We start from the raw sequence: 26,024 nt of genomic DNA on the forward strand, positions 1-26,024 counted from the left end.
GGCCGGATCGACCGGCGCGGCCAGCACGTCCAGCTCGGTCGTCGGCGTCTCCACTCCGGCCGGCCGGCCGCCGAGCGCGGGCTCGTCGACGCGGTCCGGGCGCTCCGGCTGCCCGGGCCGCTCGCCGAGCTGGGCCGCCCGGTCGCCGTTCCGCGCCGCCCGGCCGTCGCACTCTCCGCCTCGGCCGTCGTCCTGGCCACCCGAGCCGTCGTCCTTTCCATCCCGGCCGTTGTCCTGCGCACCCAGGCGGTCGCCCCGTCCGTCCCGGCCGTTGTCCTGCGCACCCAGGCGGTCGCCCCGTCCATCCCGGCCGTTGTCCCGGCCGCCCCGGCCGTCGTCCCGTCGGGTCCGGCTGCCGGAACCGGCCCGCTCCGCGCCGACCGTGCCGGAGTCGCCGGCGCCGGACCGGGTCGCGGGGCTGATCGGCCGGTACCGCGCGAGCCAGGTGACCAGGTCCTCCGCCGGCATCGGGCGGGCGAAGAACCAGCCCTGCGCGACCTCGCAGCCGGCGTCGTGCAGCAGCCGCCAGGTGCGCTCGTCCTCCACTCCCTCGGCGACGACCCGCAACCCCAGGGCACCGGCCAGCTCGATCACCGACCGGACGATCGCCGCGTCGTCGGCGTCGGCCACCATCCCGAGTACGAACGACCGGTCGACCTTCACCTCGGCCAGCGGCAGCCGCCGCAGGTGCTGCATCGAGGAGTAGCCGGTGCCGAAGTCGTCCAGCGCGATCGCCACCCCGATCCGGTCCAGCCGGGAGATGGTGGCCAGCACCCGGCGCGGGTCGGCCATCAGCGCGCCCTCGGTCATCTCCAACTGGATCCGCGACGGCGGTACGCCGTACTGGGCGAGCCGCTCCGCGATCTGGTCGGCGATCTCCCCGGTGTGCAGGTCGCGGACGCTGACGTTGACCGCTGCCCGCAGGTCCAGCCCGGCGGCGGACCACTTGGCGAGCTGCTCCACCACGTCGTCGACGACCCGGCGGGTCAGCAGCCGCATCACCGCGCTCTGCTCGGCGACCCGAATCAGCTCCTCCGGGTCGACCATGCCACGCCGGGGGTGCCGCCAGCGCAGCAGCGCCTCCACCCCCACCACCTCGCCGGTGGCGATCGCGATCTGCGGCTGGTAGTAGAGGGCGATCTCACCGGCGTCGTCGGCCCCGGTCTCCAGTACCCGGCGCAGGTCGGCCAGCAGGCTCAGTCGCTCCGCCGAGTTGTGGTCGGACTCGGCGGCGTAGACCGCCACCGGGTCGCCCCGGTGCTTCGCGTCGTACATCGCCACGTCGGCGTGCCGCATCAGGGTGGCGAAGTCGGCGCCGTGCTCCGGATAGAGGGCGATCCCGATCGAACCGCCGACGTCCAGCGGCAGCCCGTCCAGCGGTACGGGATCGGTCAGCTCGCCGACGACCCGGTCGGCGACCCGCCGGGCGTCGGCCACCCCGTCGAGCCGGGTGGCCAGGATGGCGAACTCGTCCCCGCCGAGCCGGGCGATCACGTCCGGTGGGTGTACGGCGGCGGTCAGCCGGGCGGCGACCTCGATCAGCAGCCGGTCCCCGACGGCGTGCCCGAGGGCGTCGTTGACGTGCTTGAAGCGGTCCAGGTCGAGCAGCAGCAGTGCGAGCTGGGCATCGGGGGCCTGCTTGCCGGCCAGCTCGGCGTGCACCGCCACCTGCTCGGTCACCTCGACGAGCAGCGCCTCGCGGTTGGCCAGCCCGGTCAGCGGATCCTGCCGGGCGAGCTGTTCCCGCTCGGCGGAGAGCCGGGCCATCCGGGAGACCGCGTAGAGCGGCAGCACCGTCATCGGTACCAGCGCCGGGCTGGTCCGAGCGGCGGCGACCAACACCGGGGCGAGCAGCAGCAGCGACCCGGTGGCGAGCAACTCGAAGCCGAGCCCCTGCCGGATTCGGGTCCACCACCGGCCGCCGAAGCGCAGCCGGACGGCGGTGGCGACCAGGCCGTGGTTGACGGTCAGCCAGGCGCCCGCCGCACCGATCGCGACGAGGACGTCGAGGGCCCGGAGCCGGCTGGTCGCCCCGAAGTCGTCGCCGGGTACGAGCCGGACGACCGCGTCGGCGGCGGCGAGGGCGCAGGCGTACTGGGCGGTGTTGAAGATCGTGCGCCACGGGGCGTACCGCATGCGCCAGCCGGAGACCAGCACGGCGGCGGCCTGCACCGCGATGGCCGGCCCCGGACCCCACTCCAGAGCGATGGCGAAGGTGAAGCAGATCGACGGGAAGACGGACATGCTCCGCCGCTCGGCGTGCGGGCTGAACGGCCGGGCGTCGAAGGTGACCGCGAGGGCCGCCATCAGCCAGAACGCCAGCGGCAGCCGGGACAGCTCGCCGGGCAGGGCGAGCAGCGACCCGGCGGAGACCCCGACGGCCAGGCCGACGACGGCCCAGACGAAGCCGAAGAACGGTGCCGTCCGATCTGGAGGGACGGAGTTCCGCAGCACGGCGGCCTCCATGTGACCTCCCGAGCCTCTCGGTCTGGGCGCGGCGGCTGCCGCGCGACGTGCCTCCCATGAAACGCCCTGACCCGGCCCGCGCGGGGGGCGACAGACGCGAATCGGGTCTAGTCGTGACTAACTTGAAATACGGCGCATCTTGCCCGCGCAAATCGACTACAGAGAGCTGATCAGTCCATCACTAATCGTCACTGGTTGCGAGCCTACCCGCCGCCTCCGGGCCTTCCGCCAACAGCGCCGCGAAGCCGGCCTCGTCGAGCATAGGCACCTTCAGCGCGGCGGCCTTCTCCGCCTTGGACCCCGGGTTGTCGCCGACCACCACGAAGTCGGTCTTCTTCGAGACCGACCCGCTGACCTTGCCGCCCCGGATCCGCACCTCCTCCGCCGCCCGGTCCCGGGTGTACCCGGACAGCGTCCCGGTCACCACCACGGTCAGCCCCGCCAGCGGGCGCGGCCCCTCCTCGACCCGCTCCTCGGCCATCCGTACGCCCGCCGCGGCCCACTTGCGGAGCACCTCGCGGTGCCAGTCCACGTCGAACCACTCCCGCAGGCTGACCGCGATCGTCGGCCCGACACCGTCCACCGCCGACAGTTCCGGCTCGCCGGCCGCCTCGATCGCCGCGATCGAGCCGAACTCCCGGGCCAGCGCCTCGGCGGCGGTCGGTCCGACGTGCCGGATCGAGAGCGCCACCAGTACCCGGGACAGCGGCCGGTCCTTCGCGGCGGCGAGACTCTCCAGCAGCTTCTGCGCGTTGCGCCCCAGCGTGCCGTCCTTCTTGACGAAGAACGGCACCCGGGCCAGCCGCTCCTCGTCCAGCTCGAAGAGGTCACCCTCGTCGGTGACCACTCCCGCGTCGAGCAGCGCGCCGACCGCCTTGAAGCCGAGTACCTCGATGTCCAGCGCCTCCCGGCTGGCCAGGTAGAAGATCCGCTCGCGGAGCTGGGCCGGGCAGGTCCGGGCGTTCGGGCAGCGGATGTCGACGTCCCCCTCCCGGGACGGCGCCAGCGCGGTGCCGCAGGCCGGGCAGCGGGTCGGCATCTCGAACCGGCGGGCGTCCGGCGGGCGCAGCTCCACGATCGGCCCGAGTACCTCCGGAATCACGTCACCGGCCTTGCGGATCACCACCGTGTCGCCGATCAGTACGCCCTTGCGCTCCACCTCGTGCGCGTTGTGCAGGGTCGCCCGGGCCACCGTCGAGCCGGCCACCTTCACCGGCCGCAACTCGGCGAACGGGGTCACCCGGCCGGTCCGGCCGACGTTGACCTCGATGTCGAGCAGCTCGGTGGTGACCTCCTCGGGCGGGTACTTGAAGGCGATCGCCCAGCGGGGCGCCCGACTCGTCGAGCCGAGCCGGCCCTGGATGGCCACCGGGTCGACCTTGACCACCACCCCGTCGATCTCGTGCTCGACGTCGTGCCGGTGCTCGGCGTAGTGCCCGAGGTAGTCCTGGATGCCGGCCAGGTCCGGTACCACCCGCCAGCGGTCGCTGGTCGGCAGCCCCCAGCCGCGCAGCGCCGCGTACGCCTCGGACTGGGCGACCGGTGCGAACCCCTGCCGCGCTCCCAGCCCGTGTACGACCAGCCGAAGCGGCCGGCTCGCCGTGATCCGGGGATCCTTCTGCCGCAGGCTGCCCGCCGCCGCGTTGCGCGGGTTGGCGAACGGCGGCTTCCCCTGCTCGACCAGCCCCGCGTTCAGGTCGGCGAAGGCGGCCACCGGGAAGTAGATCTCGCCCCGCACCTCCAGCAGCTCGGGGACGGGTTCGGTGCTGTCGGCCAGCCGCTCCGGCACCTCCTTCAGGGTCCGTACGTTGGCGGTGACGTCCTCGCCGATCCGGGTGTCACCCCGGGTGGCGGCCCGGACCAGCCGGCCCCGCTCGTAGGTGAGGTTGATCGCCAGCCCGTCGACCTTCAGCTCGCAGAGGTAGTCCACCGGGCCGCCGGCGTCCCGCTCGATCCGCTCCACCCAGCCGGTCAACTGTTCCGGGGTGAAGGCGTTGTCCAGCGACATCATCCGCTCGATGTGCGGCACCGGGGTGAAGAGCGTCGAGAACGTGCCGCCGACCCGCTGGGTGGGCGACTCCGGGGTACGCAGCGCCGGGTAGTGCTGCTCCAGCGCCTCCAGCTCGCGCAGCAACGTGTCGAACTCGGCGTCCGAGACGATCGGCGCGTCGAGCACGTAGTACCGGTACTGGTGGTCGGTGATCTCGGTGCTCAGCTCGGCGTGCCGGTACCGCGCCCCGGCGGTCGGCTCGGCGCCGGCCGCCGCCTCCTGCTCGGGGCCGACCTGCTGCGGGATCGCTTCCTCGGACACCTCGACCTCCTCCAACCTCCCGCAAACCGTAACCGGCGGCCCCGGCACACACACCGGACCGGAGCGAACCGTACGCAGGCCCCGTGGGCACCCGTCCGGCCAGTGCCCGGGGCGCCCGGGTCGGCCGTCCATCCGGCTCGCCACCGGGTGTCCGGCCTGATCGCCCGAGCGGCGGGCTACCGGTCGCCCGGCCCAGGATGGCGGCGGGGAGTGCTACCGGATGGCCGATTCCGAGGTGGCGGCGCGGCAGGCTGCCGAATGGCCAGCTCAGGGTGGCGGCGCGGAGTGCTACCGGGTGGCCGGCTCCGGGGTGGCGGCGCGGCGCAGCGCGTCGAGCAGGGCGTGCAGCGCGGGCTGGGCCGGGGCCGACTCGCGGACGGCGGCGTAGATCGTCCGTACCGGCTCCGGGTTGCGGACCCGACGGACGGCCACCGCCGGGTGCCGGTTGCCCAGCCCCAGCTCCGGTACGAGGCTGACGCCGAGCCCGGCGGCGACGAACCCCTGTGCGGTGGCGTAGTCCTCGCTCTGCACCGCGAACTCGGGACGGAAACCGGCGCCGGCACAGGCGTCGAGGATGGTGTCCAGGCACGGGCCCGGCCACTCGCTGCCGACCCACGGCTCGGCGGCCAGCTCGGCCAGGTCGAGAACGCGCCGGGCTGCCAGCGGATGCCGGGCGGGCAGCACCGCCCGGTAGCCGTCGGCACAGAGTCGCAGGAAGCGGATCCCGTCCACCGGTGGCCGGTCCGGGGCGCGGACCACCAGGGCCAGGTCGGCCCGGCCGGCGCGTACCTCCAGCAGCGGGTCGTCGGGGTCGGTCAGCCGCAGCTCGACCCGTACCCCGGGGTGGTCGCGGCGCAGCTCGGCCAGGGCGGGGGCCACCAGGGCGGCGCCGGCGGTGGCGAAGTAGCCGACCGTGACCCGCCCGGCCCGGCCGGCCCGCAGGTCGGCCAGAGCGCTCTCCGCCTCGGCGACGTGCCGGTCGATTCCGGCGGCGTGCTCGGTGAGCACCCGGCCGGCCTCGGTGGGCCGGACCCCGCGCCCGGTCCGCTCCAGCAGGGCGATCCCGGCCTCCTTCTCCAGCGCCGCCATCTGCTGACTGACCGCCGACGGCGTGTAGCCCAGCTCCCTCGCGGCGGCGGTGACGGAACCGCTGGTCACCACCGCCCGCAACACCTGCATCCGGCGTACGTCGAGCATGTAGGGCAGCTTAACAGTACGTGCAGATCTTTTCTCTTGTCTGAAAACGCCTGGTCAGGACAGGGTGGGAACCGACCACCCCGACAGGAGGCGTACGTGCCCACCGGCCAACCCCGGACCGTCCTCCGGATGGCGCTGCTGGCCCTGCTCTGGGGCTCCGGCTTCCTCTGGATCAAGATCGCGCTGAACGGCGGCCTCACCCCGGCCCAGATCACCGTGACCCGCTGCGCCCTCGGCGCGGCCGTACTCCTCGGACTGGCCCGTGCCGCCGGCCAGCGGCTGCCCCGGGACCGCCGGACCTGGCTGCACCTCGTCGTCGCCGCGCTGTTCTGCAACACCCTGCCGTTCTTCCTCTTCGGCGTCGGCGAGCAGACCGTCGACTCCGGGGTGGCCGGGGTGCTCAACGCCACCACGCCGCTCTGGTCGCTGCTGATCGGCCTCGCGTTCGGCACCGAACGGGCCGGGCACCCGCTCCGGCTCGCCGGCCTGCTGCTCGGCTTCGCCGGTACCCTGCTGATCTTCGCCCCGTGGCGACAGCACGGCCTGACCAGCCCGGGCGCGCTGGCCCTGCTCGGCGCGGCGGCCAGCTACGCGGTCGCGTTCGCCTACATGGCCCGGTTCCTCGCCGGCCGGCGGACCGGCCCGCTCGCGCTCTCCGCCGCCCAGCTCTCCGCCGCGACCGGGCTGGCCGTGCCCGTACTGGCCGCCGCGCCCGGGACCCCGGCCGGGCCCACGCTCGGCGCACTCGCCGCCGTGCTCGTGCTGGGCATCTTCGGTACGGGGATCACGTTCCACCTGAACTACCGGCTGATCGCCGAGGAGGGGCCGACCGCCGCCGCCACGGTCGGCTACCTGCTGCCGGTGGTCTCGGTGGCACTCGGCGCGCTCGTGCTGGCCGAACAGCTCGGCGCCCGGGTGATCGCGGGGATGGCCGTCGTGCTGCTCGGAGTCGCCCTCACCCGGGTCCATCGTCGTACGCCCGGTCGACTGAGCGGTCGGAACCGGCGGCCCGACACCACGCCCTCGGTGGACCGCCCGGTCCGGGCCGCCGGCGTCGAGTGAACACGCCGGACGGGCAGACCCGGCCCGCAGACTCCCCGTGGCGGATCGCCGCCTTCCGTACCCTGTTCACCGCCACCACGCCGAGCCAGCTCGGCGGGCAGGCCACGGCGGGCCGGTGTTCAGTCCCAGGCGGCGCCGAGGGTGGTGAGCTGGTCGGCGTACTCGATGCGGTCGCGCCAGTCGGCGGGCCAGGCCGGCATCCCGTACGCCGCGCCGACGAACGCGCCGGCCAGGCAGGCGATGGAGTCCGAGTCGCCGGAGGTGGTGGCGCCCCGGGCGAGCGCCGAGACCGGGTCGTCGTGGTGCCGGATCGCGCAGTACAGGGCGGTGGCCAGCGCCTCCTCGGCGATCCAGCCCGCACCGGTGGCCGCGCACGGATCGCCGCCGTAGTCGGGCATGGCCAACGCCGCGTCGAGCGCGTCGAGTACGCCGAGGCACTCGTCCCAGCCCCGGGCGATGAAGGTGACCGGGTCATCGACGGCGGGACGCTGCCACAGGTCGCCGAGCCAGTCCGCCCGGTAGACCGTGCGCTGCCGCATCGCCCTGTCGCGCAGCAGGCCGGGCAGCTCGGTCAGCGCGGCGCCGTCCCGCAGCACCCGGACCGCGTACGCGGTCAGCTCGCTCGCGGCCAGCCCGGTCGGGTGCCCGTGGGTCAGCGCGGCCTGCAACTGGGCGACTCCGGCCAGCGTCTCCAGGTCGTAGCCGGGGACCAGGCCGACCGGGGTGACCCGCATGTTGGCGCCGCACCCCTTCGAGTCGGCGATCGTCGCCGCCCGCCAGGGCAGCCCCTCGGCCAGCCCGCCGCAGGCGCGCAGGCAGGTCATCCCGGGGGCGCGATTGTTCTCCGGGCTGTGCGCCCAGGCCACGAAGCGCTGCCGGAGCAGCGGCTCCAGTACCTCCGGGGTGGCGGACGCACCGGCGTCGTGCAGCGCCCAGCCCACCGCCAGGCCCATCTGGGTGTCGTCGGTGACCCGGGCCGGCTCCCCGACCAGGTCGCGCGGGCCGGCCGGGCCGTACCGGCGGTGGATCTCGGCGACCGGCAGGAACTCGGTCGGCGCGCCGAGCGCGTCGCCGTAGGCGAGCCCGAACAGTGAACCGGAGGCGCGGGTGACGGTCGGCGAGGCGCTCGGGACGGCAACCGGATCGTGCATGGCGGCCATCTTTCCCGAGTCGTTCCGGCGCCGCCACCCGCCCGCTCGGCCGGCTCAGGCCGCCTCCCGGACCCGCCGCCTCCCGGACCCGCAGCCGGACCAGTCGTGCCAGCAGAGGCAGATCGGCCGGGTCAGTCGTCCCAGCAGAGGCAGAACGGGTGGCCGGCGGGATCGGCGTAGACCCGGAAGCCCTGGCCCGAGCCGGGCAGCCGGGTGGCGCCGAGCGCCAGCACCAGCGCCTCGGCCGCGTCGACGTCGTCGACGGTGACGTCCAGGTGGAACTGCTGTGGCCGGCTCGGGTCGGGCCACCGCGGCTCCCGCAGGTTGACCGCCTTCTGGAAGGCGAGCCGGGGATGCTGGCCGGGATCGCCGCCGAGCACGACCCAGCCGTCCTCGTCGTCGGCGCCACGATCGTCCACGGGCAGCCCGAGCAGCTCCGAATAGAAGCCGGCCAGGGTACGGGGATCAGGGCAGTCGATGACGACGGAACGCAGTTGACCGATCATGCCTCCCATCCTGCCCGCGGAATGTGACAGAAAAACCTACTCCTCGGCGAGTCGCCGACCGGCGTCCCGGCAGGCGGTGAGGACGGTCCGGGCGTACTCGTCGGTGGCGCCGGCCAGCCCGCAGGCGGGGGTCACCACCACCTGCTCGGCAAGCCGGGCGCGGGGGAAGCCGAGCCGGTCCCAGAGCTGGCGTACCCGATCGGCGACCTGGGCCGACGACGGACCGCGCCCGGCCGGCGGCGGCAGCGTGGATGCCGCCCCGGCGAAGAGCCCGAGCCCGGCGTCGATCGCCTCGCCGACCGGGTCGAGTCGGTCCACCAGCGCCAGGTCGAGCGCGACCGCGACCGCCCCGGTGGACCGGACCAGCTCCAGGGGTACGTCCCGGGCACAGCAGTGCAACACGACCGGCGCGTCGACCGCCGACACCACGGTACGGAGCAGTCCGGTCGCCGTACCCGACTCAACCGGCCGGTACGCCCCCAGTCCGCTCTCGGTCGGAATCCGCCCGGCCAGTACGGCGGGCAGCGCCGGCTCGTCCAGTTGCAGCAGTACCGTCGCCCGAGGCAGCCGGCGGCGGACCTGCGCCACGTACCCGCGCAGCCCCTCGGCGAGCGACTCGGTCAGTTCCCGGACCGCACCCGGGTCGCGGAGCATCCAGCCACCGACCGGCAGCTCGACGTTGGCGGCCAGGGTGAGCGGACCGGTCGCCTGGACCTTGAAGGTGCCGGTGAACTCGCCGGCCTGCTCGGTCATCTGGTCCAGGTCACGTTCCAGCAGGTCGAGCGCCTGCCGCAGGTCCCGCCCCGGGCGACCGGCGATCCGCCAGCGGGCGGCGTACAGCTCGACCGGCAGCTCCACCAGCAGCCCGGCGCTCCGGCCCACCAGGTCGGCACCGGGTCCCCGGCCGGGCAGCTCGGGCAGGTGCGGCACGGGCAGCTCGCCGAGCACGATCCGCTGGGCCTCGGCGATGTCGGTACCCGGCATCGACCCGATGCCGGAGGCCGCCCCGGCCGGCCACGGCCACGCCGGTCCGGTCGCCGCCGTCGATTCCGCAAGTTGATCGGGCACCTGCTGTTGATCGGTCACGTCGGCAGGTTATCCCGGCTCCTGGTCTTCACGGTCCTGCCCTTCCTGCTCCGGCCTCGCTTCGCGGTCCTGCCTCCGCTGTCGCGCGGCGCGGCTCTGCCGGCCGGGCAGGAAGACGTAGACGAGGACCACCGAGAGCAGGGCGGCGGCGGTGACCAGGCCCACCACCAGCGGCGGAAGCCGGACCAGACCCGGAGAACTGGCCAGGAGCAGCCCCAACGCCGTGCTGGTGCGCCAGATGGGATGCGCGTAGACCAGCAGGCCCATCAGGCTCCGCCCGGCCAGGAACAGCACGGCACCGCCGAGCACCGCCATCGACCAGGAGGCCGGCGCGTCGCCGAGCGGATTTACGATCATCAGCTCGCCGCCGACCGCGGTCAGCACCGCCCCGGCGATCATGAGCGCGTGGAAGTACGCCGCGTAGACCGCGCCCCGGGGCTGGTTGCGCTCGATCGCCCCGCCGAGCCGCCGGCTGACCGGTACGAAGTACATCCAGAGCATCAGGCCGGCGTTGACGAAGACCACGGCGAGGGCCACCGTCCGGACCAGCCCCATCCCCTCCCGGGCGTACGTCAGGCCGGTGACCAGGATGATCTCGCCCAGCGCGACGATGAAGATCTGCTGGTACCGCTCGGAGAGGTGCTCGCCGACCACCCGCAACTGGGCCGGTCGCAGCCGCCCGAGCCAGGGCACCGGCCAGCCCAGCGAGGCGATGACGTAGTCCAGCAGGATCGCCACCAGCCAGAGGATCTGCCGAGCCGCCCCGGTCAGGACCGCGCCGACCACCCAGGGGATCGCCGAGAGCCCGAACCAGACCGCGACCAGCCGACTCCGCTGCTGGATCGGGTGACCGCGCAGCGCCGGCAGCAGCAGCGCGGCCCGACCGAGGTGGATCAGGGCGTACGCCCCGGCGAACACCAACCCGTGCTGGCCGTACGCCTGCGGGATGGCGGCGGCCTGGACGAGGCCCACGAACATCACGCCGAGGACCAGGCCCCGGATCAGCGGCTGGTTGGGGTCGTACCAGTCGGTCGACCAGGCGGTGGCGACCCACACCCACCAGACGGCGGCCAGCAGGATCAGCGTCTGCCCGAGGTTGAACCAACTGAGGTCGCCGACCATCCGGGCCGAGAGCAGGGTGAACGCGACGATGAAGGCCAGGTCGAAGAAGAGTTCCAGGAACGACGCCTGCCGGGAGTGCTCACTCTGGCGGAGCAGCCGTGCCGGTCCCGCCCGCTCCGCTCGCTGCCCCTCCGCCAATTCGTCCGCCTTGCCTGGTCCGTCCCGGTATTCGTATCACGGGGCGGCGCTCCGCTTCCGGACGAACGAGGATTCCCGGCGGGTCGACCATTCCCGGCGGCCTCGACCGGGGACTCCGGGCTCCCGGGGTACGCCGGGATGGCTCAGCCAGGCTCAGGCGGCGGCGCTGATGGTGGCGGAACCGAGCACGACGTCGCCACCCGGATCGGGCCGGTACACCACGATCGCCTGCCCGGCCGCCACCCCACGGACCGGCTCGCGCAGCTCGGCGCGCAGCCCCGCCCCGTCGAGCCGGACGTTGGCCGGCACCACCTGACCGTGCGCCCGCAACTGCACCTCGCAGTCAAGCGCGGCGGTCGGCCGGGGCCCGCCGGTCCAGACCGGACGCTCGCCGGCCACCGTGGACACCTCCAGCGCCTCGGCCGGGCCCACCGTCACGGTGTTGGTCTTCGGGGTGATCGAGAGCACGTACCGGGGTTTCCCGTCCGGGGCCGGTACGCCGAGCGACAGCCCCTTGCGCTGCCCCACCGTGTAGGCGTACGCGCCGCTGTGCGCGCCGACCACCGCACCGGTGCGGGCGTCGACGATCTCGCCGGGGGCCTCGCCCAGCTTGTCGGCGAGGAAGCCCCGGGTGTCGCCGTCGGCGATGAAGCAGATGTCGTGCGAGTCGGGCTTGTCGGCGACGGCCAGGCCACGGCGGGCCGCCTCTTCGCGTACCTGTGCCTTGGTCGAGTCGCCGAGCGGGAAGATCGACCGGTCGAGCTGCTCCCGGGTGAGCACCGCCAGCACGTACGACTGGTCCTTGCCGAGGTCGACGCTGCGCCGGAGCAGCCCGTCCGGGCCCAGCCGGGCGTGGTGACCGGTGACCACCGCGTCGAAGCCGAGCGCCACCGCCCGGTCCAGTACGGCGGCGAACTTGATCTTCTCGTTACAGCGCAGACAGGGATTCGGGGTACGCCCCGCCGCGTACTCGGCGACGAAGGTCTCCACCACGTCCTCGTGGAACCGGTCGGCCAGATCCCACACGTAGAACGGGATGCCGAGCACGTCCGCCGCGCGCCGGGCGTCCCGGGAGTCCTCCAGCGTGCAGCAGCCCCGGGCACCGGTCCGGTACGTCTGCGGATTGCGCGCCAGCGCCAGGTGTACGCCGGTGACGTCGTGTCCGGCCTCCACCGCCCGCGCGGCGGCGACCGCCGAGTCGACCCCGCCGGACATCGCTGCCAGTACCCTCACCGGTCCATCCCCTCCACCCGACGAGCGTAGCCGGCCCGCCGGGCGCGTCGACCGAGCCACCGGCGCCGGAAGCGGTCGGCGCCGGTCAGCTCCGGGTGGACTTGACCGCGCCGGCCCGGCGGGCCCGCTCGACCACTGCGGGCAGCGCGGCGACCAGCGCGGCGACGTCCTCGGCGGTCGAGGTGTGCCCGAGCGAGAACCGCAGTGACGACCGGGCCCGGTCGTCGTCGGCACCCATCGCCAGCAGCACGTGCGAGGGCTGCGCCACCCCGGCCGAGCAGGCCGAACCGGTCGAGCAGGCGATCCCCTGCGCGTCGAGCAGCATGAGCAGGGCGTCCCCCTCGCAGCCGGGGAAGGAGAAGTGCGCGTTGCCGGGCAGCCGGTCGGCCGGGTCGCCGTTGTACACCGCCTCCGGCACCGCCTGCCGGACCCGGGCCACCAGGTCGTCGCGGAGCGCCGCGACCCGGGCGGCGTACTCCTGCTGGGCCTTGACGGCGGCCTCGACCGCGACGGCGAAGGCGACGATCCCGGCGGCGTCCAGGGTGCCGGACCGGACGTCCCGCTCCTGCCCACCGCCGTGCAGCACAGGTGTGCAGCCGACGTCCCGGCCGAGCAGCAGCGCGCCCACCCCGACCGGCCCGCCGAGCTTGTGCCCGGTGACGGTCAGCGCGGCCACCCCGCTGGCGGCGAAGTCGACCGGTACCTGGCCGACCGCCTGCACCGCGTCGGTGTGGAACGGGATGCCGTACGCGGCGGCCACCTCGGCGAGCGCGGCGATCGGCTGGACGGTGCCCACCTCGTTGTTCGCCCACATCGCGGTGACCAGGGCGACCTCGCCGGCGTGCGCGTCGAGTTCGGCCGCCAGCCGGTCGGGGTCGAGTCGACCCGCCTGGTCGACCGGCAGCCAGCTCGCGGTGGCCCCGTCGCGGGTGGCCAGCCACTCGACCGAGTCCAGTACGGCGTGGTGCTCGACGGCGCTCGCCACCACCCGGATCCGGCCCGGGTCGGCGGCCCGGCGCGCCCAGAAGATGCCCTTGACCGCGAGGTTGTCGCTCTCGGTCCCGCCACCGGTGAAGACCACCTCGGACGGCCGGGCACCCAGTACGGCGGCGATCCGCTCACGGGACTCCTCCACCCGGCGTCGGGCACACCGTCCGGCGGCGTGCAGTGACGACGGGTTGCCGACCTCGCGAGCGGTCGCGGCGTACGCCTCCAACGCCTCTTCGAGCATCGGAGTGGTGGCCGCGTGATCAAGGTAAGTCATCAGCATCCAGCCTAGTGCCAGGGTTCGGGCCGGCGCCTCGGACGCCCGGCCCCGCGCCGCCGGCCCGGCACCGGCGCCCGAGGTGCCGATCCACTCCCGGCCAGCCACGGAACCCAGCCGGGTGCCCTGGGGCGGCCCGGCCGGGTATCGGAGGTCACACGGCGCACGGCGACCTGTTCACCGCCGAGGGCGCCCGCCGGCTACCGCCGCTTGCGGATCTCCTCGGCGGCCTGCGGTACGACCTTGAACAGGTCCCCGACCACACCGAAGTCGGCCAGCTCGAAGATCGGCGCCTCGGCGTCCTTGTTCACCGCGACGATCGTCTTCGAGGTCTGCATGCCGGCCCGGTGCTGGATCGCGCCGGAGATGCCGAGCGCCACGTAGAGCTGCGGCGAGACGGTCTTGCCGGTCTGGCCCACCTGGAACTGGTGCGGATAGAAGCCGGAGTCGACCGCCGCCCGGGACGCGCCCACCGCGCCGCCGAGCAGGTCGGCCAGCTCCTCCACCAGCTTGAAGTTGTCGGCGTTGCCGATCCCGCGCCCGCCGGAGACCACCACCGACGCCTCGGTCAGCTCCGGCCGGCTGCCCTTCTGCTCGGCCACCCGCTCGACCACCCGGGCCAGCCGGTCAGGCTCGCCGAGCGCGACGTCGAGCTGCTCGACGGTGGGCGTGGCGGCGGCCGGGCTCGGGGTGACCGAGTTCGGCCGCAGGGTCACCAGCGGCAGGCCCCGGGTCACCTTCGAGGTGACGATGGTCGAGCCGGCGAAGGCGACCTGGGTGGCGGTGCCGTCGGCGGCCAGTCCGACCACGTCGGTGAGTACCCCGTTGTCCAGCTTGACGGCCAGCCGGGCGGCGATCTCCTTGCCCTCCTGGCTGGAGGCGAGCAGTACGGCGGCCGGTTGCACCCGGCGGACCAGCTCAGCCAGTACGGTCGCCTTCGGCGCCACCAGGTAGTCGTCGATCTCCTCGTGCTCGGCCGCGTAGATCTTCTCCGCGCCGTACTCGCCCAGCCTGTCGCCGAGCGCGGCGGCGGCACCCGGACCGCCGAGCACCACCGCGGCCGGCGTACCCAGCTCGCGGGCGAGGGTGAGCAGTTCGAGCGTGACCTTCTTGACGCCGAACTCGCGGGTGGCCTCGACGACGACGAGAACCTCGGTCATGACTTCTCCTCCTGATTCCCGGTCGCGCTCAGACGAACTTCTCGGTGGCGAGGAACTCGACCAGCCGCGTGCCGCCGGTACCGTCGTCGGTGACCCGCTCGCCGCCGGACCGCTCCGGGCGGCGGCTGTGCGCGAGCACCGTGCTGGTGGCGCCGGCGAAGCCCACCTCGTCGGCGGCGACGCCCAGGTCGGCCAGGGCGAGGGTCTGCACCGGCTTCTTCTTGGCCGCCATGATGCCCTTGAAGGAGGGGTAGCGCGGCTCGTTGATGGTGTCCCAGACCGAGACCACGGCCGGGGTCGCGGCGGCGACCACCTCGTAGCCCTCCTCGGTCTGCCGCTCCACCGTGAGGTTGCCGCCGTCCACGGTCAGCTTGCGGGCGCCGGTCAGCGCGGCGATGCCGAGCCGCTCGGCCAGCATGTGCGGCATGACCTGCACCCGGCCGTCGGTCGACTCGGCACCGCAGAGCACCAGGTCGGCGCCGAGCTGGCCGAGCGCGGCGGCGAGCACCTTGGAGGTGGCCACCGCGCAGGACCCGTGCAGGGCGTCGTCGAGCACGTGCACGGCCTTGTCCGGGCCCATCGACAGCGCCTTGCGGATCGACTCGGCGGCCTTCTCCGGGCCCATGGTCAGCACGGTCACCTCGCCGCCGTGCGCCTCCTTGATCCGCAACGCCTCCTCGATGGCGTACTCGTCCATCTCGTTGATGACGTTGTTCGCCGACCCCCGGTCGACGGTGTTGTCGGCACCGCGCAGGTTGCGGTCCGCGCCCGAGTCGGGCACCTGCTTGACGAGTACGACGATGTTCATCGCGCTTCGACGACCCTCCTGTTGATGGCGATCCCCGCTGTTCGTGGCGATCCCGCCCGGTTGCTCGGTTGCAGCCTCCCGCGTTCCTTAACGATCGGTCAACCGAAGACCGACGGCCCGGCGCGCGGAAAGGTGTGGCGTTACTTACGGCCAATGTTACCCGCAAGTAGCCTAGGGCTCCGGACGCCCTGCGGTGACCCGACTCACCGTCGCCCCGCCGCCCCCGGACGGGGCACCCGGGGTCAGCCGGCCGCGTCCAGCGCCTCCCGTACGGTCGCCATCATCGCCGCCTCACTCGGGCTGATCCCGTCGTGCGCCCGGGCCACCTCCTCGGTGGCCCGCAACACCGCCGAGCGATAGCTGGCCACCTCGTCGGGTGCCTTCGAGCGGAGGATCTCCACCGAGCGGCGCAGCGCCGGCAACACCGTCGCCGGCACCTCGGCCGGCGACCCGCCGGGCAGCCGGGGCAGGGCACCGGTGGTGAGCAGCTCCCGGACCAGCCCGGTGGTGCCGGCGAAGGCGTTCGAGGCGGCCAGACTCTCCTTGATCATGGAGAACGCGCCGGGTTCGGCGCTCGACACCAGGAAGACCGCGCCGAACGCGGCCCCCTTCAGGGTCGCCCGCTCCTCATCGGTCAGCGGCAACGTCACGGATTCGGAGTGTAGACGTACGGCGTGGTGGTGGTGACCGGGACGAAGCCGAGCCGCTGGAGAATCGGCCGGCTGTCCTCCGAGGCGTCCACCTGCAACAGGCTGAAGCCCCGGGCGTCGGCCAGCCGGGCCCGGTGGGCCAGCAGCGACCGGTAGATGCCCCGGCGGCGCCAGTGCGGCAGGGTCGCCCCGCCCCACAGGGTGCCGAACCGGGTACCGGAGACGAACCGGATCCAGGCGGCGCTGACCAGCTCGTCGTCGGTCTCGGCGACCACGATGGTCAGCGGCGGCTGGTCCAGCTCGGCACCGACGGCCAGCTCCCGTTCCAGCCCGTCGGCCAGCCAGCTCCCGTCGTCGTCGCCACCCCAGACCCGCGCCTTCAGCTCCGCGATCCGGTCCAGGTCCGCGCGCTCGGTCACCTCACGCAGGCGTACCCCCTCCGGCGGCACCGGCAGCGTCGCCGCCAGCGACGCGACCGGGCCGATCACCACGGTCTCCCGCTCCTCCGGGGCGAAACCGGCGGCCACCAACCGGTCCGGCAGATCGGCCGGCTGGTCGTGGCCGTGCAGCTTCCACTCGACCGACTGGCCCAGCCCGGCGAAGTGGTCCCGCTGCCGCGCGATCAACTCGTCCAGCGCCGCCCCGGTCAGCCCACCCAGGTCGCGGTAGGTGAGGAAGCCGGCCCGGTCCAGCCCCTCGATCCGCAGCAGCGGACCGTCCCGGTCCACCGTCACACCCGGCGGCACCGGCTCCGGCGGGCGGGCCCGCAACTGGTTGTCGTAGGCCGTCCGCAGTAGGTCGGCGTCAAAGTCTGTCACCCGCCCAGGCTAAGCGCGCTGTCCACCCGATAATCTCCGAACGTGTACCAGGCGGTCCGGCGGTGGTTCGACCCCCGTGAGCTACGGGAGGTCGGCGAGACGCCGGACTACCGCTTCTCGCTCGCCAACGAACGCACCTTCCTGGCCTGGCTGCGTACCGGGCTGGCGCTGATCGCCGGTGGGCTCGCCGTGGCGCAGTTCCTGCCCCCGATGCCGGTACCGCACCTGCGCGAGGCACTCGCCGTGGCCCTGCTGCTGCTCGGCGGCACGGTGGCGGTGCGGGCGGTGGACCACTGGGCGCGTACCGAGCGGGCCATCCGGCTCGGCCACGAGCTTCCGGCCTCGCGGTTTCCCGCCGTACTCGCCCTGCTGATCGGGCTCGGTGCCGTACTGCTGGTGGTGGCGGTCCTGGTGCAGGCCGCCCGGAACCCGTGAGCCCGGAGCGGGAGGGGCCGGGGCAGGTGGGGTCGGAGCGAGAGGGGTCGGGGCGGGACGCTGGGCTGGCCGGCGAGCGGACCCGGTTGGCGTGGCGGCGCACCGTACTGGCCGTCGGCGTGGTGGCGGTGCTCACCGCCCGGCTGGCCCTGTCGAACGGGACGGTCGGGGCGCTGGTCGCCGCGCTGGCCGGGCTGGGCTGGCTCGGCGTACTGGTGGCGACCTTTCCGCGGTTCGCCGGCCGGCGCGGCGACCCCGGTCGGGCGTTACCGGTGGCCGCGCTGGTCACCGCCGGTTTCGCCGGACTCGGCCTGCTACTGGTGCTGGCGTCGGTGCGCTGACGGGATCGAGTACGTCATCATGGCCAGATGGTCCGCCTCTACGCGCTCCTCGCCATCGGACAGCTCATCCTGGCCGTCGTCGCTCTGATCAGCTGCCTGTCGGCCGAGGACGACGAGATCCGCGCGCTCCCCCGGTTCGCCTGGGTTCTGATCATCCTGTTCTTCCCGCTGGTCGGCTCGATCGCCTGGTTCGTCGCCGGCCGCCCGGCCAGCCCCGAACGGCCGGTCGCCGGTGGTCGCCCGGCCGGTGGTCGCCCGGCCGGTGGTCGGGACCGCCGGCCGCCGCTGGCCCCCGACGACGACCCGGAGTTCCTCCGTTCCCTGGACGACGAGCGGTCGAAGCGGGACCGCGAGCTGCTCGACACCTGGGAGCGGGACCTCCGCCGCCGGGAGGAGGAGCTGCGGCGCCGGGAGAGCCCGCCACCCCGGGAAGAGGACAAGCCAGACGCCTGACCGACGGCCGTCCACGGCCATAGCCGGCTCCGACGGCACCCGGCTCCGACGGCTCCCGGGCACCGGGGTGATGGTGCGGGCTGCCCGGTGACGGTGCCAGGCACAATCGAGCGCGTGCAGATCGCCATGCTCGGGCCGCTGGAGGTCACGGCCGACACCGGGGCACCGGTGCCGGTCAGCGGTCCCCGGCTGCGCCGGCTGCTGATCCTGCTCGCGCTCGACGCCGACCGGGTGGTCGACACCGGCCGGCTGATCGACGGGCTGTGGGAGAACGAACCACCGGCGGGTGCGGCGAACGCGTTGCAGGCGCTGGTCTCCCGGCTCCGGCGTACCGTGCCGGACGCGCCGATCGAGTCGCATCCGACCCGCGACCCGCCCCGGGCACCGGCCCCGCGCCGCCGCACCCAGGCCGGCTCGCCGCCGCACCGGGCCGCCTCGCCCCGCACCCGAGCCGCCTCACCTCCCGTGGCGCCGCGCCTCGGCGGCGCGTCCCGGGATGCCGCCGCCCGGGCGGCGGACGGCTCACACCCGCCGCATCACCGCCCGGACGGCCAGCGGGGCGAAGACCACCGCGATGCCGAGTCCCCAGAGCAGCGAGGTGACGATCGGTCCCGACTCCGGACCGGAGACCAGCAGCCCGCGCAGCGCGTCGGCCAGCGTGGAGACCGGGTTGACCTTCACCCAGGCCTGGAGCCAGCCGGGCATGCTCTCGGTCGGCACGAAGACGTTGCTGGTGAAGGTCAGCGGGAAGATCACCATGAAGCCGAAGATCTGCACCTTGTCCGGCTCGCTCACCAGCACACCGACCAACACCGAGATCCAGGCGGCGGCCAGCGAGAAGGCGAGCAGCAGCGCGAACGCGCCGAGTACGCCGAGCGGGCCGGTACCGATCCGGAAGCCGAGCACCATGCCGATGCCGAGCAGCAGCGCGATCGACCACGCCTGTTTGACCGTGTCGGCGAGGATCCGCCCGGCCAGTGGCGCCCAGCGGGCGATCGGCAGCGAGCGGAGCCGGTCGAAGACTCCCTTGGTCAGGTCGGTGTTCAGCCCGAACCCGGTGGTCATGGTGGCGAAGAGCGCGTTCTGCACCATGATGCCGGGCAGCATGAACCGCAGGTAGTCGGTGGGGCTGTCGGCGATCGCGCCACCGAAGACGTACGTGAAGAGCAGCACGAACATCAGCGGTTGGATGCTCAGGTCGAGCAGTTCCATCGGGTTGTGCTTGATCTGGACCAGGCTCCGCCAGGCCAGCGTCATGGTGTGCCGGATCCCGACCAGCGGGCTGACCCGCCGGGTGGGCACCGGCGCCGGTGCGCTGATCGTCGTCATGCCGGCACCTCCGCCAGTTCGGTCCCGTCCTCGGCCCGGTGTCCGGTCAGCGACAGGAAGACCTCGTCCAGGCTCGCGCCCCGCAGCGCGAGTTCGGCGATGGTGACGTCGGCGTCTTCGAGCCGGCGTACCACCGCGGGCAGCACGTCGCCGCCGCTGACCGGGACCGTCGCGGTGTGCTGGTTCAGCTCCGGCTCGGCACCGGCCACCTCCCGCAGCACGCCGACCACCATGGCCAGGTCGCCGGGGTCGGCCGGGCGGACCACCAGCGCCTGCCCGCCGACCTTCGCCTTCAGCTCCTCCGAGGTGCCCTGGGCGATCACCCGACCATGGTCGATCACCGCGATCTCGTCGGCGAGCTGGTCGGCCTCCTCCAGGTACTGCGTGGTGAGCAGCACGGTCACCCCCGATCCGACGAGGTCCCGGACGATGCCCCAGAGTTCGGTACGGCTGCGCGGGTCCAGCCCGGTGGTCGGCTCGTCCAGGAAGAGCACCCGGGGCCGGCCGACCAGGCTCGCCGCCAGGTCCAACCGCCGCCGCATGCCTCCGGAGTACGTCTTCGCCGCCCGGTCGGCCGCGTCCGAGAGGTGGAACTCGGCGAGCAGTTGCCGGGCCCGGGCCCGGGCGTCGCCCCGGGAGTACCCGAGCAGCCGGCCGATCAGCAGCAGGTTCTCGGTGCCGGTCAGCGTCTCGTCGACCGAGGCGTACTGCCCGGTGAGGCCGATCACCTGCCGCACCTGGTGCGCCTGGCGGAACACGTCGTACCCGGCGACCGTGGCGGTGCCGGCGTCCGGCCGGAGCAGGGTGGCGAGTACCCGTACCGCGGTGGTCTTTCCGGCCCCGTTCGGGCCGAGCAGGCCGAAGACGGTCCCGGCTCGTACCCCCAGATCCACTCCGGCCAGGGCGGTGGTCTCGCCGAAGCGTCTGACCAACCCCTCGGCCCGGATGGCGTAACTCATCAACTGTCTCCCGTCGGTCTTCATCGGTGCCCCAGCATGACCAACGGGTCTGACTCTGGGCTGACACCAGCCGTTCGGTGCTGACAACCGGCTGACACGCACGGTCGGCGACCGGCTGGTGCGGAGTACGCCGTTCCGGGGACCTGTGACCGTGGCCGGCCGTAGCATGGCCCAGATCGGTGCCCACCACCCCTCGCACCGCTGGTTGGCGCGTGGCCGCGCCCGGGCGAAGGACGATAGGCATGGCACACGGGGTGGTGATCGGGCCGGTATGGCCGGCTGACGGGTCGCCGGAGCCCGACGACCGCCGGCCCCGCCGACCGCGGTGGCTCGGGGGTTCACCGGCGGGGCTCGGCGCGCTGACCTTCGGGCTGACCCAGGCGGTACTGCTGTTCTGGTGGGCCGCCCGCTATCCCGGCCTGTTCAGCCCGGACTCGCTCGACCACGTCTGGCAGGCCACCACCGGCAACTGGAACACCCACCACCCGGTCAGCTACACCGGACTGGTCTGGCTGTCGATCCGGCTCACCGGCGGAATCGGCGCGCTGACCCTGGTGCAGACCACCGCCCTGGCGGCCGGCCTGGCGTACGCGGTCACCGGCCTGCGCCGGATCGGCGGCCCGGCCTGGGCCTGGGTCACGGCGGCGGTGGTGGTCGTCGCGCTGCCTCCGGTCGGCATCTTCACGGTCTGCGTCTGGAAGGACGTGCCGTTCGTCGTCTGCCACGTCTTCCTGCTCGGCACGGTGGCCCGGCTGCTCGCCGCACGCAGGCTGTTCGCCGTGGGTCGCCTGCGCGCCACAGGCCGGATGCGCGCCACCGACCGGATGTTCACCGGACGCGGACCGGACGCCACCGGTGCTCGGACGACGGAAGCCACCGGTGCTCGGGCGGCGGCACCCGGGCGTGGCCCGGAGAGTGGCTGGCCAAGCCGGGAAGACCTCGGTGCGATCGTCCGGCACGCCGCACCTGCGCGCTGGGCGGCCCGACTGCCGGCCGGAAACGCCCGACGGATGCCCTGGGGCCTGCTCGGTGTCCTCGTCGCCGAGCTGACCCTGGCCTGCCTGTTCCGGCAGAACGGCTTCGTGGTGGTGGCGATCGTCACCGTGCTGCTGGCGGTACTGCTGCGCGGGGTGGCGCTCCGGATCCTGCTCGCCGGGGTGGTGGCCGCCACGGTCGCACTGCTGACCAACTGGAGCCTGCTGCCCGCCCTCGGGGTACGGGACAGCGAGTCCATAGTGGCCTACGAGGCGTTCCTCGCCGACCTCGCGATCGGGTACGCCGAGCAGCCGGCCGACTTCCCCGCTGCCGACCTGGCGCTGATGACGAAGGTGGCGCCGCTGGTGCACTGGCGGCAGTCGGCGGACTGTTACACCGTCGACTCCACCGTCTACCACCCCGACTTCGACCGCCAGGTTGCGGCGGAGCACCACGACGAACTGCTGTCGGCCTGGTGGCGGCTGGTACGCCGGTCGCCGGGGACGGTGCTCTCCGCCCGGGTCTGCCGGGGCTCGATCGCCTGGCGGCCGACCCCGGCCGGCGGGTTGCGGGCCAACCCGACCGCCTGGGCGTTGCCGATCTACCTGGAACGGGATCCGAGGTTCCAGCGGGAGGAGGTACTGGCGGTCGCGTACAGCCGGCCGTTGAGCGAGCGGGTCAGCGACGTGGCGGACGTGCTCGCCAGCCGGGTCGGGCAGCCGGAGTGGCTGCTGTGGCGTGGCGCGACCTGGGCCTATCTGGCGTACCTGACGGTCGGGCTGCTGGCCTGGCGTCGGCGGGACCGGGCCCTGCTGGCCCTGGCCACCCTGAGCCTCGGCAACCAGCTCTCGGTACTGGCCGTCAACAACGCGCAGGCCGCCCGCTACATGGCCGCGCCCTTCGTCCTCGGCGTACTGCTGCTGCCGCTGCTCGCGGCCCGTGACCCGGAACAGACCGGTCCGGAGGGGCGGGACGCGAACCGGGGCTGGTGGACCGGCGGGTCGGCCGGGGCCGGCGAGGAGCCGCCGCTACGGGTCACCGACCTGACCGTGGTCGCCGAACCCGGCCTCGCCGACCCGGCCGACCCGGATCACCAGCTCGACCCGGCACACCAGCTCGAAACGACGGACCAGCTCGACCCGTCGGACCGGCCCGACCCGGCATACCCGCTCGGCCCGGCGGACCGGCGCGAAACGCGCCGGCGGCGCGACTGGACCGAGCAGGTGGACGCGGCGGACGAATCCGGGCTGCGGGCACCGCCGATCGGCCCGGCCGAGTGGTGGACCGACCCCGCCGACCGGTCCCGTTGACCGCTGCGACGAGCGCGGGCAGCCGGGTCAGGCGAGGTTGGACGAGCGCGGGTAGGCGTCGGCCGGGTCGGTCAGTACGTTGACCAGGTACGGCACCCGGGCGTCGAACGCCCGCTCCAGCGCCGGCCCCAGGTCGGCCGCCTTCGCCACCGTCTCACCGGCACCGCCGAGCGCGGTCACCACCTGGTCGTACCGCAGCTCGGGCTGGAGGTCGGCGGCGACGTCGTAGCCGTACATGCCGCGCATCGGGTGCTTCTCCAGGCCCCAGATGCCGTTGTTGCCGACCACGATCACCACCGGCAGCTTCTGCCGGACCAGCGACTCGACGTCCATCAGTGAGAAGCCGGCCGCGCCGTCGCCCATCAGCACGCAGACCTGCCGGTCCGGGTAGCTCACCCGGGCTCCCATCGCGTAGCCCATCCCGGTGCCGAGGCAGCCGTACGGGCCGGGGTCGAGCCAGGTGCCGGGCTGGGCCGGCTCCAGGTAGCGCCCGGCGTACGAGACGAAGTCGCCGCCGTCGCCGATGGTGACCGCGTCCGGGGCGAGTACCCGGCGCAGTTCGCCGTAGACCCGGGCCGGCTTGATCGGGTCGGTCTCGGCCGCCATCGCCGCCGCGTCCCTGGCCCGGGCGGCCTCCTCGGCGGTACGCAGCCCGTCGATCCACTGCTCGTGGTCGGCCCGCTCACCGGAGTAGTCGGCGAAGGCGGTCAGGATCAGCCGCAGGTCGCCGGCCGGACTGACGGCCGGCTCGACGTGCTGGGCCCGCTGGCTGGGCGCGTCCACCACGTGCACGACCCGGGCGTCGCCGAAGTCGCCGAAGCCGAGCCGGAAGTCCAGCGGGGTGCCGACCACCACGACCAGGTCGGCGCCGCCGAGCGCGGCCCGGCGGGCCTTGGCGAAGCTGAGCGGATGGCCGGGCGGCAGCGCGCCCCGCCCCATCCCGTTGGTGAAGACCGGTACCCGGAGCGCCTCGGCGGCGGCCCGCAGCGCCTCGACGGCATCCCCGGCGTACACGTCGGAGCCGGCGACGATCACCGGGCGCTCGGCCCCGGCGATCAGCCGGACGGCCGTCGCCACCTCGTCCGGGTCCGGCTCGACGGGCACGATCGCCGGTCCGGCCGGCGGCGCCACCTCACCGGTGGAGAAGACCACCTCCAGCGGCAGGTCCAGGAAGACCGGCCCCCGGTGCGGGGTCAGCGCCTCGGTCAGCGCCCCGGCCACCGCACCCGGCACGTCGTCGGTCGACCAGACCGTGGCCGCGTGCTTGGTGACCGGGGCGACCAGCGGGACGTGGTCGATCTCCTGGAGGCTGCCCGAACCCCAGCGGAAGGCCGGGGCGCGACCGCCGAGCACCAACACCGGGGAGGCGTTGAAGAACGCACTGGTCAGCCCGGAGATCCCGTTGGTGACCCCGGGACCGGCGGTGAGGACGGCCAGCCCTGGCCGGCGCTGCAACTTGGCGACCGCCTCGGCGGCGAAGACAGCGGACTGCTCGTGCCGGACGTCGTAGATCGGAAAGTCGGTACGGTGCGCCGCGTCGTACAGCGGGAAGACGTGGCCGCCGGAGAGGGTGAACATCTCCCGCACGCCGTACGCCCGCAGGGCCGCCAGGGCCAGGTCGCCGCCGTGTCCTTCGATCCGTTCCGTCATCGCCACTCCTGTCGTCCGCCGTGCCTGCCGCTCGTCCGCGCCGTGATCCTGCGAGGTTACCGGCCGGTCGGGAAGAAGATGAACGACACTCGGCTATCCCTGGGCAGGGGCTACCGACCGGTGAAGTCGGGACGACGCTTCTCGACGAAGGCGGCCATCCCCTCCCGGCGGTCGTCGGTGGCGAAGAGCGCGGCGAAGAGCTGGCTCTCCCAGGCCAGCCCGGAGGCGAGATCCATCTCCAGTCCACCGTCCACGGCCTGCTTCGCCGCCCGCAGCGCCTGGGCCGGCCCGGTCAGGTACGGCCGGACCAGCGCCACCGCCTCGGCGTACACCGACTCGGCCGGGACCACCCGGTCGGCGAGGCCGATCCGGAGCGCCTCGGCAGCGTCGACCATCCGACCGGACATGATCAGATCCTTGGCCCGGGCCGGGCCGACCAGCCGGGCCAGCCGCTGGGTGCCGCCCGCGCCGGGGATGATCCCGAGCTTGATCTCCGGCTGACCGAGTTTCGCGTCCTCGGCGACCACCCGCCAGTCACAGGCCAGCGCGAGTTCGCAGCCGCCACCGAGGGCGTACCCGGTGATCGCCGCGACCACCGGCTTCGGGATCCGGGCGAGCGCGCCGAGCGCGCTGGAGAGGTCGGCGGCCCGCTCCGCCATGTCGACGTACGACATGTCGGCCATCTCCTTGATGTCCGCGCCGGCCGCGAAGACCTTCTCCCCGCCGTACACGATGACCGCGCGGACGCCGGGGTCGGCGGAGACCGCGGTGGCGGCGGCGCGCAACTCCTCCTGCACCTGGGTGTTCAGGGCATTCATCGGCGGCCGGTCCAGCCGGATCGTGCCGATACCCTCGTTGGTCTCCACCCGGACGAAGTCGCCCACAGCCCACCTCCACGTCGAAGTCGCGAGGCTCACCCTAACGGGCGTTCGGCCAGCCCCGGCAGGTCGGTGGGGATTCGCGGTGGCACCCGCGGGGTACCGTTTCGGATACGCTGAGCACGTCAGACTCGGCCGAGCGGATGGCGATGACCACCTACTACGACGACCGCACGATACGGATCACCTCGGAGGCGATCCGCGTCGACGGTCGGGCCTATCCGCTGGCCGAGGTCGCCCGGATCTGGCACGTCCGGGGCGCCCGCTCCTGGGGCACCCTCGCCGGCCGGGGTGCGCTGCTGGCCGGGCTCGCCGGCCCGCTGGTCGCCGCCGCCATCGGCATCCTGATCGCGGTACGCCTGCACACCTCGCTGACCGCCACCATCGCGATCGTCGGCGTCTCCATTCTCGTCGGGCTCGCCGCCGCCCCGGTCGCCGACTACCTGCTCGAACACGTCGACCGGAGCTACACCCGGGGCGCGCACCGGCTGGAGATCTGGGCACAGTGGCGAGGGGTGCCGGTCCGGCTGCTCAGCACCGGCGACGCGCTGCGGTTCGGCCAGGTCTACCGGGCCCTGGAGCGGGCCGTCGAGCAGGCCCCGGTCGGCAGCGCCCGGCACTGACGGATCAGGCATCCATTGATCTAAGTTCTTGACCCCCTTCCGCCTACCCTCCTACTGTTGCCAGCAGGTTTCGTGCGCGGATCGGCCGTTGCGGAGCGG

At 73.6% G+C, this 26,024-nt stretch carries 22 protein-coding genes and 2 pseudogenes; 7 read left to right on the forward strand and 17 right to left on the reverse strand.

Annotated elements, in window-relative coordinates:
- Positions 1–402: 402 nt before the first annotated feature.
- The 3 genes and pseudogenes from Pma05_RS17845 to Pma05_RS17855 form a co-directional block, all read right to left on the reverse strand.
- Positions 403–2,466, reverse strand: a pseudogene (locus Pma05_RS17845) (putative bifunctional diguanylate cyclase/phosphodiesterase); the annotation flags it as partial.
- Positions 2,467–2,647: 181 nt separating this feature from the next.
- Positions 2,648–4,777 carry an NAD-dependent DNA ligase LigA gene (ligA, locus tag Pma05_RS17850; protein ID WP_203858531.1) on the reverse strand — a complete coding sequence of 710 codons (2,130 nt, stop codon included), beginning with the start codon at positions 4,775–4,777 and terminating at the stop codon, positions 2,648–2,650.
- Positions 4,778–5,065: 288 nt separating this feature from the next.
- Positions 5,066–5,974 (reverse strand): LysR family transcriptional regulator, encoded by a 909-nt coding sequence (locus tag Pma05_RS17855; RefSeq protein WP_203858532.1) that lies wholly within the window; start codon positions 5,972–5,974, stop codon positions 5,066–5,068.
- 96 nt (positions 5,975–6,070) lie between these two features.
- On the opposite strand from Pma05_RS17855, the gene Pma05_RS17860 reads away from it, so the two are divergent.
- Positions 6,071–7,036: a DMT family transporter gene (locus Pma05_RS17860; protein ID WP_203858533.1), complete on the forward strand. Its 966-nt coding sequence runs from the start codon at positions 6,071–6,073 to the stop codon at positions 7,034–7,036.
- A gap of 119 nt (positions 7,037–7,155) precedes the next feature.
- Here Pma05_RS17860 and Pma05_RS17865 read toward each other — a convergent pair whose 3' ends face one another.
- From Pma05_RS17865 to Pma05_RS17910, 10 genes are all read right to left on the reverse strand, one after another.
- Positions 7,156–8,187 carry an ADP-ribosylglycohydrolase family protein gene (locus Pma05_RS17865; protein ID WP_203858534.1) on the reverse strand — a complete coding sequence of 344 codons (1,032 nt, stop codon included), beginning with the start codon at positions 8,185–8,187 and terminating at the stop codon, positions 7,156–7,158.
- 131 nt (positions 8,188–8,318) lie between these two features.
- Positions 8,319–8,693, reverse strand: coding sequence for a VOC family protein (locus tag Pma05_RS17870; RefSeq protein WP_203858535.1), 375 nt, complete (start codon positions 8,691–8,693; stop codon positions 8,319–8,321).
- Positions 8,694–8,729: 36 nt separating this feature from the next.
- A complete protein-coding gene (locus tag Pma05_RS17875) occupies positions 8,730–9,677 on the reverse strand; it encodes a uroporphyrinogen decarboxylase/cobalamine-independent methonine synthase family protein (RefSeq protein WP_203858725.1) in 948 nt (315 codons plus the stop codon).
- Between the two features lie 111 nt (positions 9,678–9,788).
- A complete protein-coding gene (locus Pma05_RS17880; RefSeq protein WP_203858536.1) occupies positions 9,789–11,039 on the reverse strand; it encodes a low temperature requirement protein A in 1,251 nt (416 codons plus the stop codon).
- A 153-nt stretch (positions 11,040–11,192) separates the two neighbouring features.
- Positions 11,193–12,272 (reverse strand): tRNA 2-thiouridine(34) synthase MnmA, encoded by a 1,080-nt coding sequence (gene mnmA / locus Pma05_RS17885; RefSeq protein WP_203858537.1) that lies wholly within the window; start codon positions 12,270–12,272, stop codon positions 11,193–11,195.
- Positions 12,273–12,357: 85 nt separating this feature from the next.
- Positions 12,358–13,536, reverse strand: a complete 1,179-nt coding sequence (locus tag Pma05_RS17890; protein ID WP_203858538.1) for a cysteine desulfurase family protein — start codon at positions 13,534–13,536, stop codon at positions 12,358–12,360.
- A 200-nt stretch (positions 13,537–13,736) separates the two neighbouring features.
- Complete coding sequence (locus tag Pma05_RS17895) at positions 13,737–14,696, reverse strand: electron transfer flavoprotein subunit alpha/FixB family protein (protein ID WP_203858539.1); 960 nt, start codon at positions 14,694–14,696, stop codon at positions 13,737–13,739.
- Positions 14,697–14,724: 28 nt separating this feature from the next.
- The gene (locus Pma05_RS17900) at positions 14,725–15,504 is read right to left on the reverse strand and encodes an electron transfer flavoprotein subunit beta/FixA family protein (protein WP_203858540.1); all 780 of its coding nucleotides are present in this window, start codon (positions 15,502–15,504) and stop codon (positions 14,725–14,727) included.
- Between the two features lie 242 nt (positions 15,505–15,746).
- Positions 15,747–16,154: a hypothetical protein gene (locus tag Pma05_RS17905; RefSeq protein ID WP_203858541.1), complete on the reverse strand. Its 408-nt coding sequence runs from the start codon at positions 16,152–16,154 to the stop codon at positions 15,747–15,749.
- A complete protein-coding gene (locus tag Pma05_RS17910) occupies positions 16,151–16,972 on the reverse strand; it encodes a GNAT family N-acetyltransferase (RefSeq protein ID WP_203858542.1) in 822 nt (273 codons plus the stop codon). The genes Pma05_RS17905 and Pma05_RS17910 overlap by 4 nt, the downstream gene beginning before the upstream one ends.
- Before the next feature lie 42 nt (positions 16,973–17,014).
- Between Pma05_RS17910 and Pma05_RS17915 the strand changes: the two genes are divergently transcribed.
- The 4 genes and pseudogenes from Pma05_RS17915 to Pma05_RS17930 form a co-directional block, all read left to right on the forward strand.
- Positions 17,015–17,407 carry a YidH family protein gene (locus Pma05_RS17915; RefSeq protein WP_203858543.1) on the forward strand — a complete coding sequence of 131 codons (393 nt, stop codon included), beginning with the start codon at positions 17,015–17,017 and terminating at the stop codon, positions 17,405–17,407.
- Positions 17,408–17,433: 26 nt separating this feature from the next.
- Positions 17,434–17,748 carry a DUF202 domain-containing protein gene (locus tag Pma05_RS17920; RefSeq protein WP_203858544.1) on the forward strand — a complete coding sequence of 105 codons (315 nt, stop codon included), beginning with the start codon at positions 17,434–17,436 and terminating at the stop codon, positions 17,746–17,748.
- A 27-nt stretch (positions 17,749–17,775) separates the two neighbouring features.
- Entirely contained in the window at positions 17,776–18,201 is a 426-nt protein-coding gene (locus Pma05_RS17925; RefSeq protein ID WP_203858545.1) for a PLD nuclease N-terminal domain-containing protein, read from the forward strand.
- A 126-nt stretch (positions 18,202–18,327) separates the two neighbouring features.
- Positions 18,328–18,537 (forward strand): annotated as a pseudogene (locus Pma05_RS17930) (AfsR/SARP family transcriptional regulator); the annotation flags it as partial.
- Positions 18,538–18,723: 186 nt separating this feature from the next.
- Here Pma05_RS17930 and Pma05_RS17935 read toward each other — a convergent pair.
- Both Pma05_RS17935 and Pma05_RS17940 read right to left on the reverse strand, forming a co-directional pair.
- Positions 18,724–19,530, reverse strand: a complete 807-nt coding sequence (locus Pma05_RS17935) for an ABC transporter permease (RefSeq protein WP_203858546.1) — start codon at positions 19,528–19,530, stop codon at positions 18,724–18,726.
- Positions 19,527–20,489, reverse strand: a complete 963-nt coding sequence (locus Pma05_RS17940; protein WP_203858547.1) for an ATP-binding cassette domain-containing protein — start codon at positions 20,487–20,489, stop codon at positions 19,527–19,529. Before Pma05_RS17940 ends, Pma05_RS17935 begins: the two co-directional genes overlap by 4 nt.
- A 242-nt stretch (positions 20,490–20,731) precedes the next feature.
- Between Pma05_RS17940 and Pma05_RS17945 the strand changes: the two genes are divergently transcribed.
- Entirely contained in the window at positions 20,732–22,774 is a 2,043-nt protein-coding gene (locus tag Pma05_RS17945; RefSeq protein WP_203858548.1) for an ICP22 family protein, read from the forward strand.
- 27 nt (positions 22,775–22,801) lie between these two features.
- Here the strand turns inward: Pma05_RS17945 and Pma05_RS17950 are convergent, their stop codons facing one another.
- Positions 22,802–24,424: an acetolactate synthase gene (locus Pma05_RS17950; RefSeq protein ID WP_203858549.1), complete on the reverse strand. Its 1,623-nt coding sequence runs from the start codon at positions 24,422–24,424 to the stop codon at positions 22,802–22,804.
- A gap of 110 nt (positions 24,425–24,534) precedes the next feature.
- Complete coding sequence (locus Pma05_RS17955; RefSeq protein WP_203858550.1) at positions 24,535–25,308, reverse strand: enoyl-CoA hydratase-related protein; 774 nt, start codon at positions 25,306–25,308, stop codon at positions 24,535–24,537.
- A gap of 143 nt (positions 25,309–25,451) precedes the next feature.
- Between Pma05_RS17955 and Pma05_RS17960 the strand changes: the two genes are divergently transcribed.
- The gene (locus tag Pma05_RS17960) at positions 25,452–25,925 is read left to right on the forward strand and encodes a DUF6232 family protein (RefSeq protein WP_203858726.1); all 474 of its coding nucleotides are present in this window, start codon (positions 25,452–25,454) and stop codon (positions 25,923–25,925) included.
- Positions 25,926–26,024: the final 99 nt, after the last annotated feature.

Source organism: Plantactinospora mayteni (assembly GCF_016862935.1).
GTDB lineage: Bacteria > Actinomycetota > Actinomycetes > Mycobacteriales > Micromonosporaceae > Plantactinospora > Plantactinospora mayteni.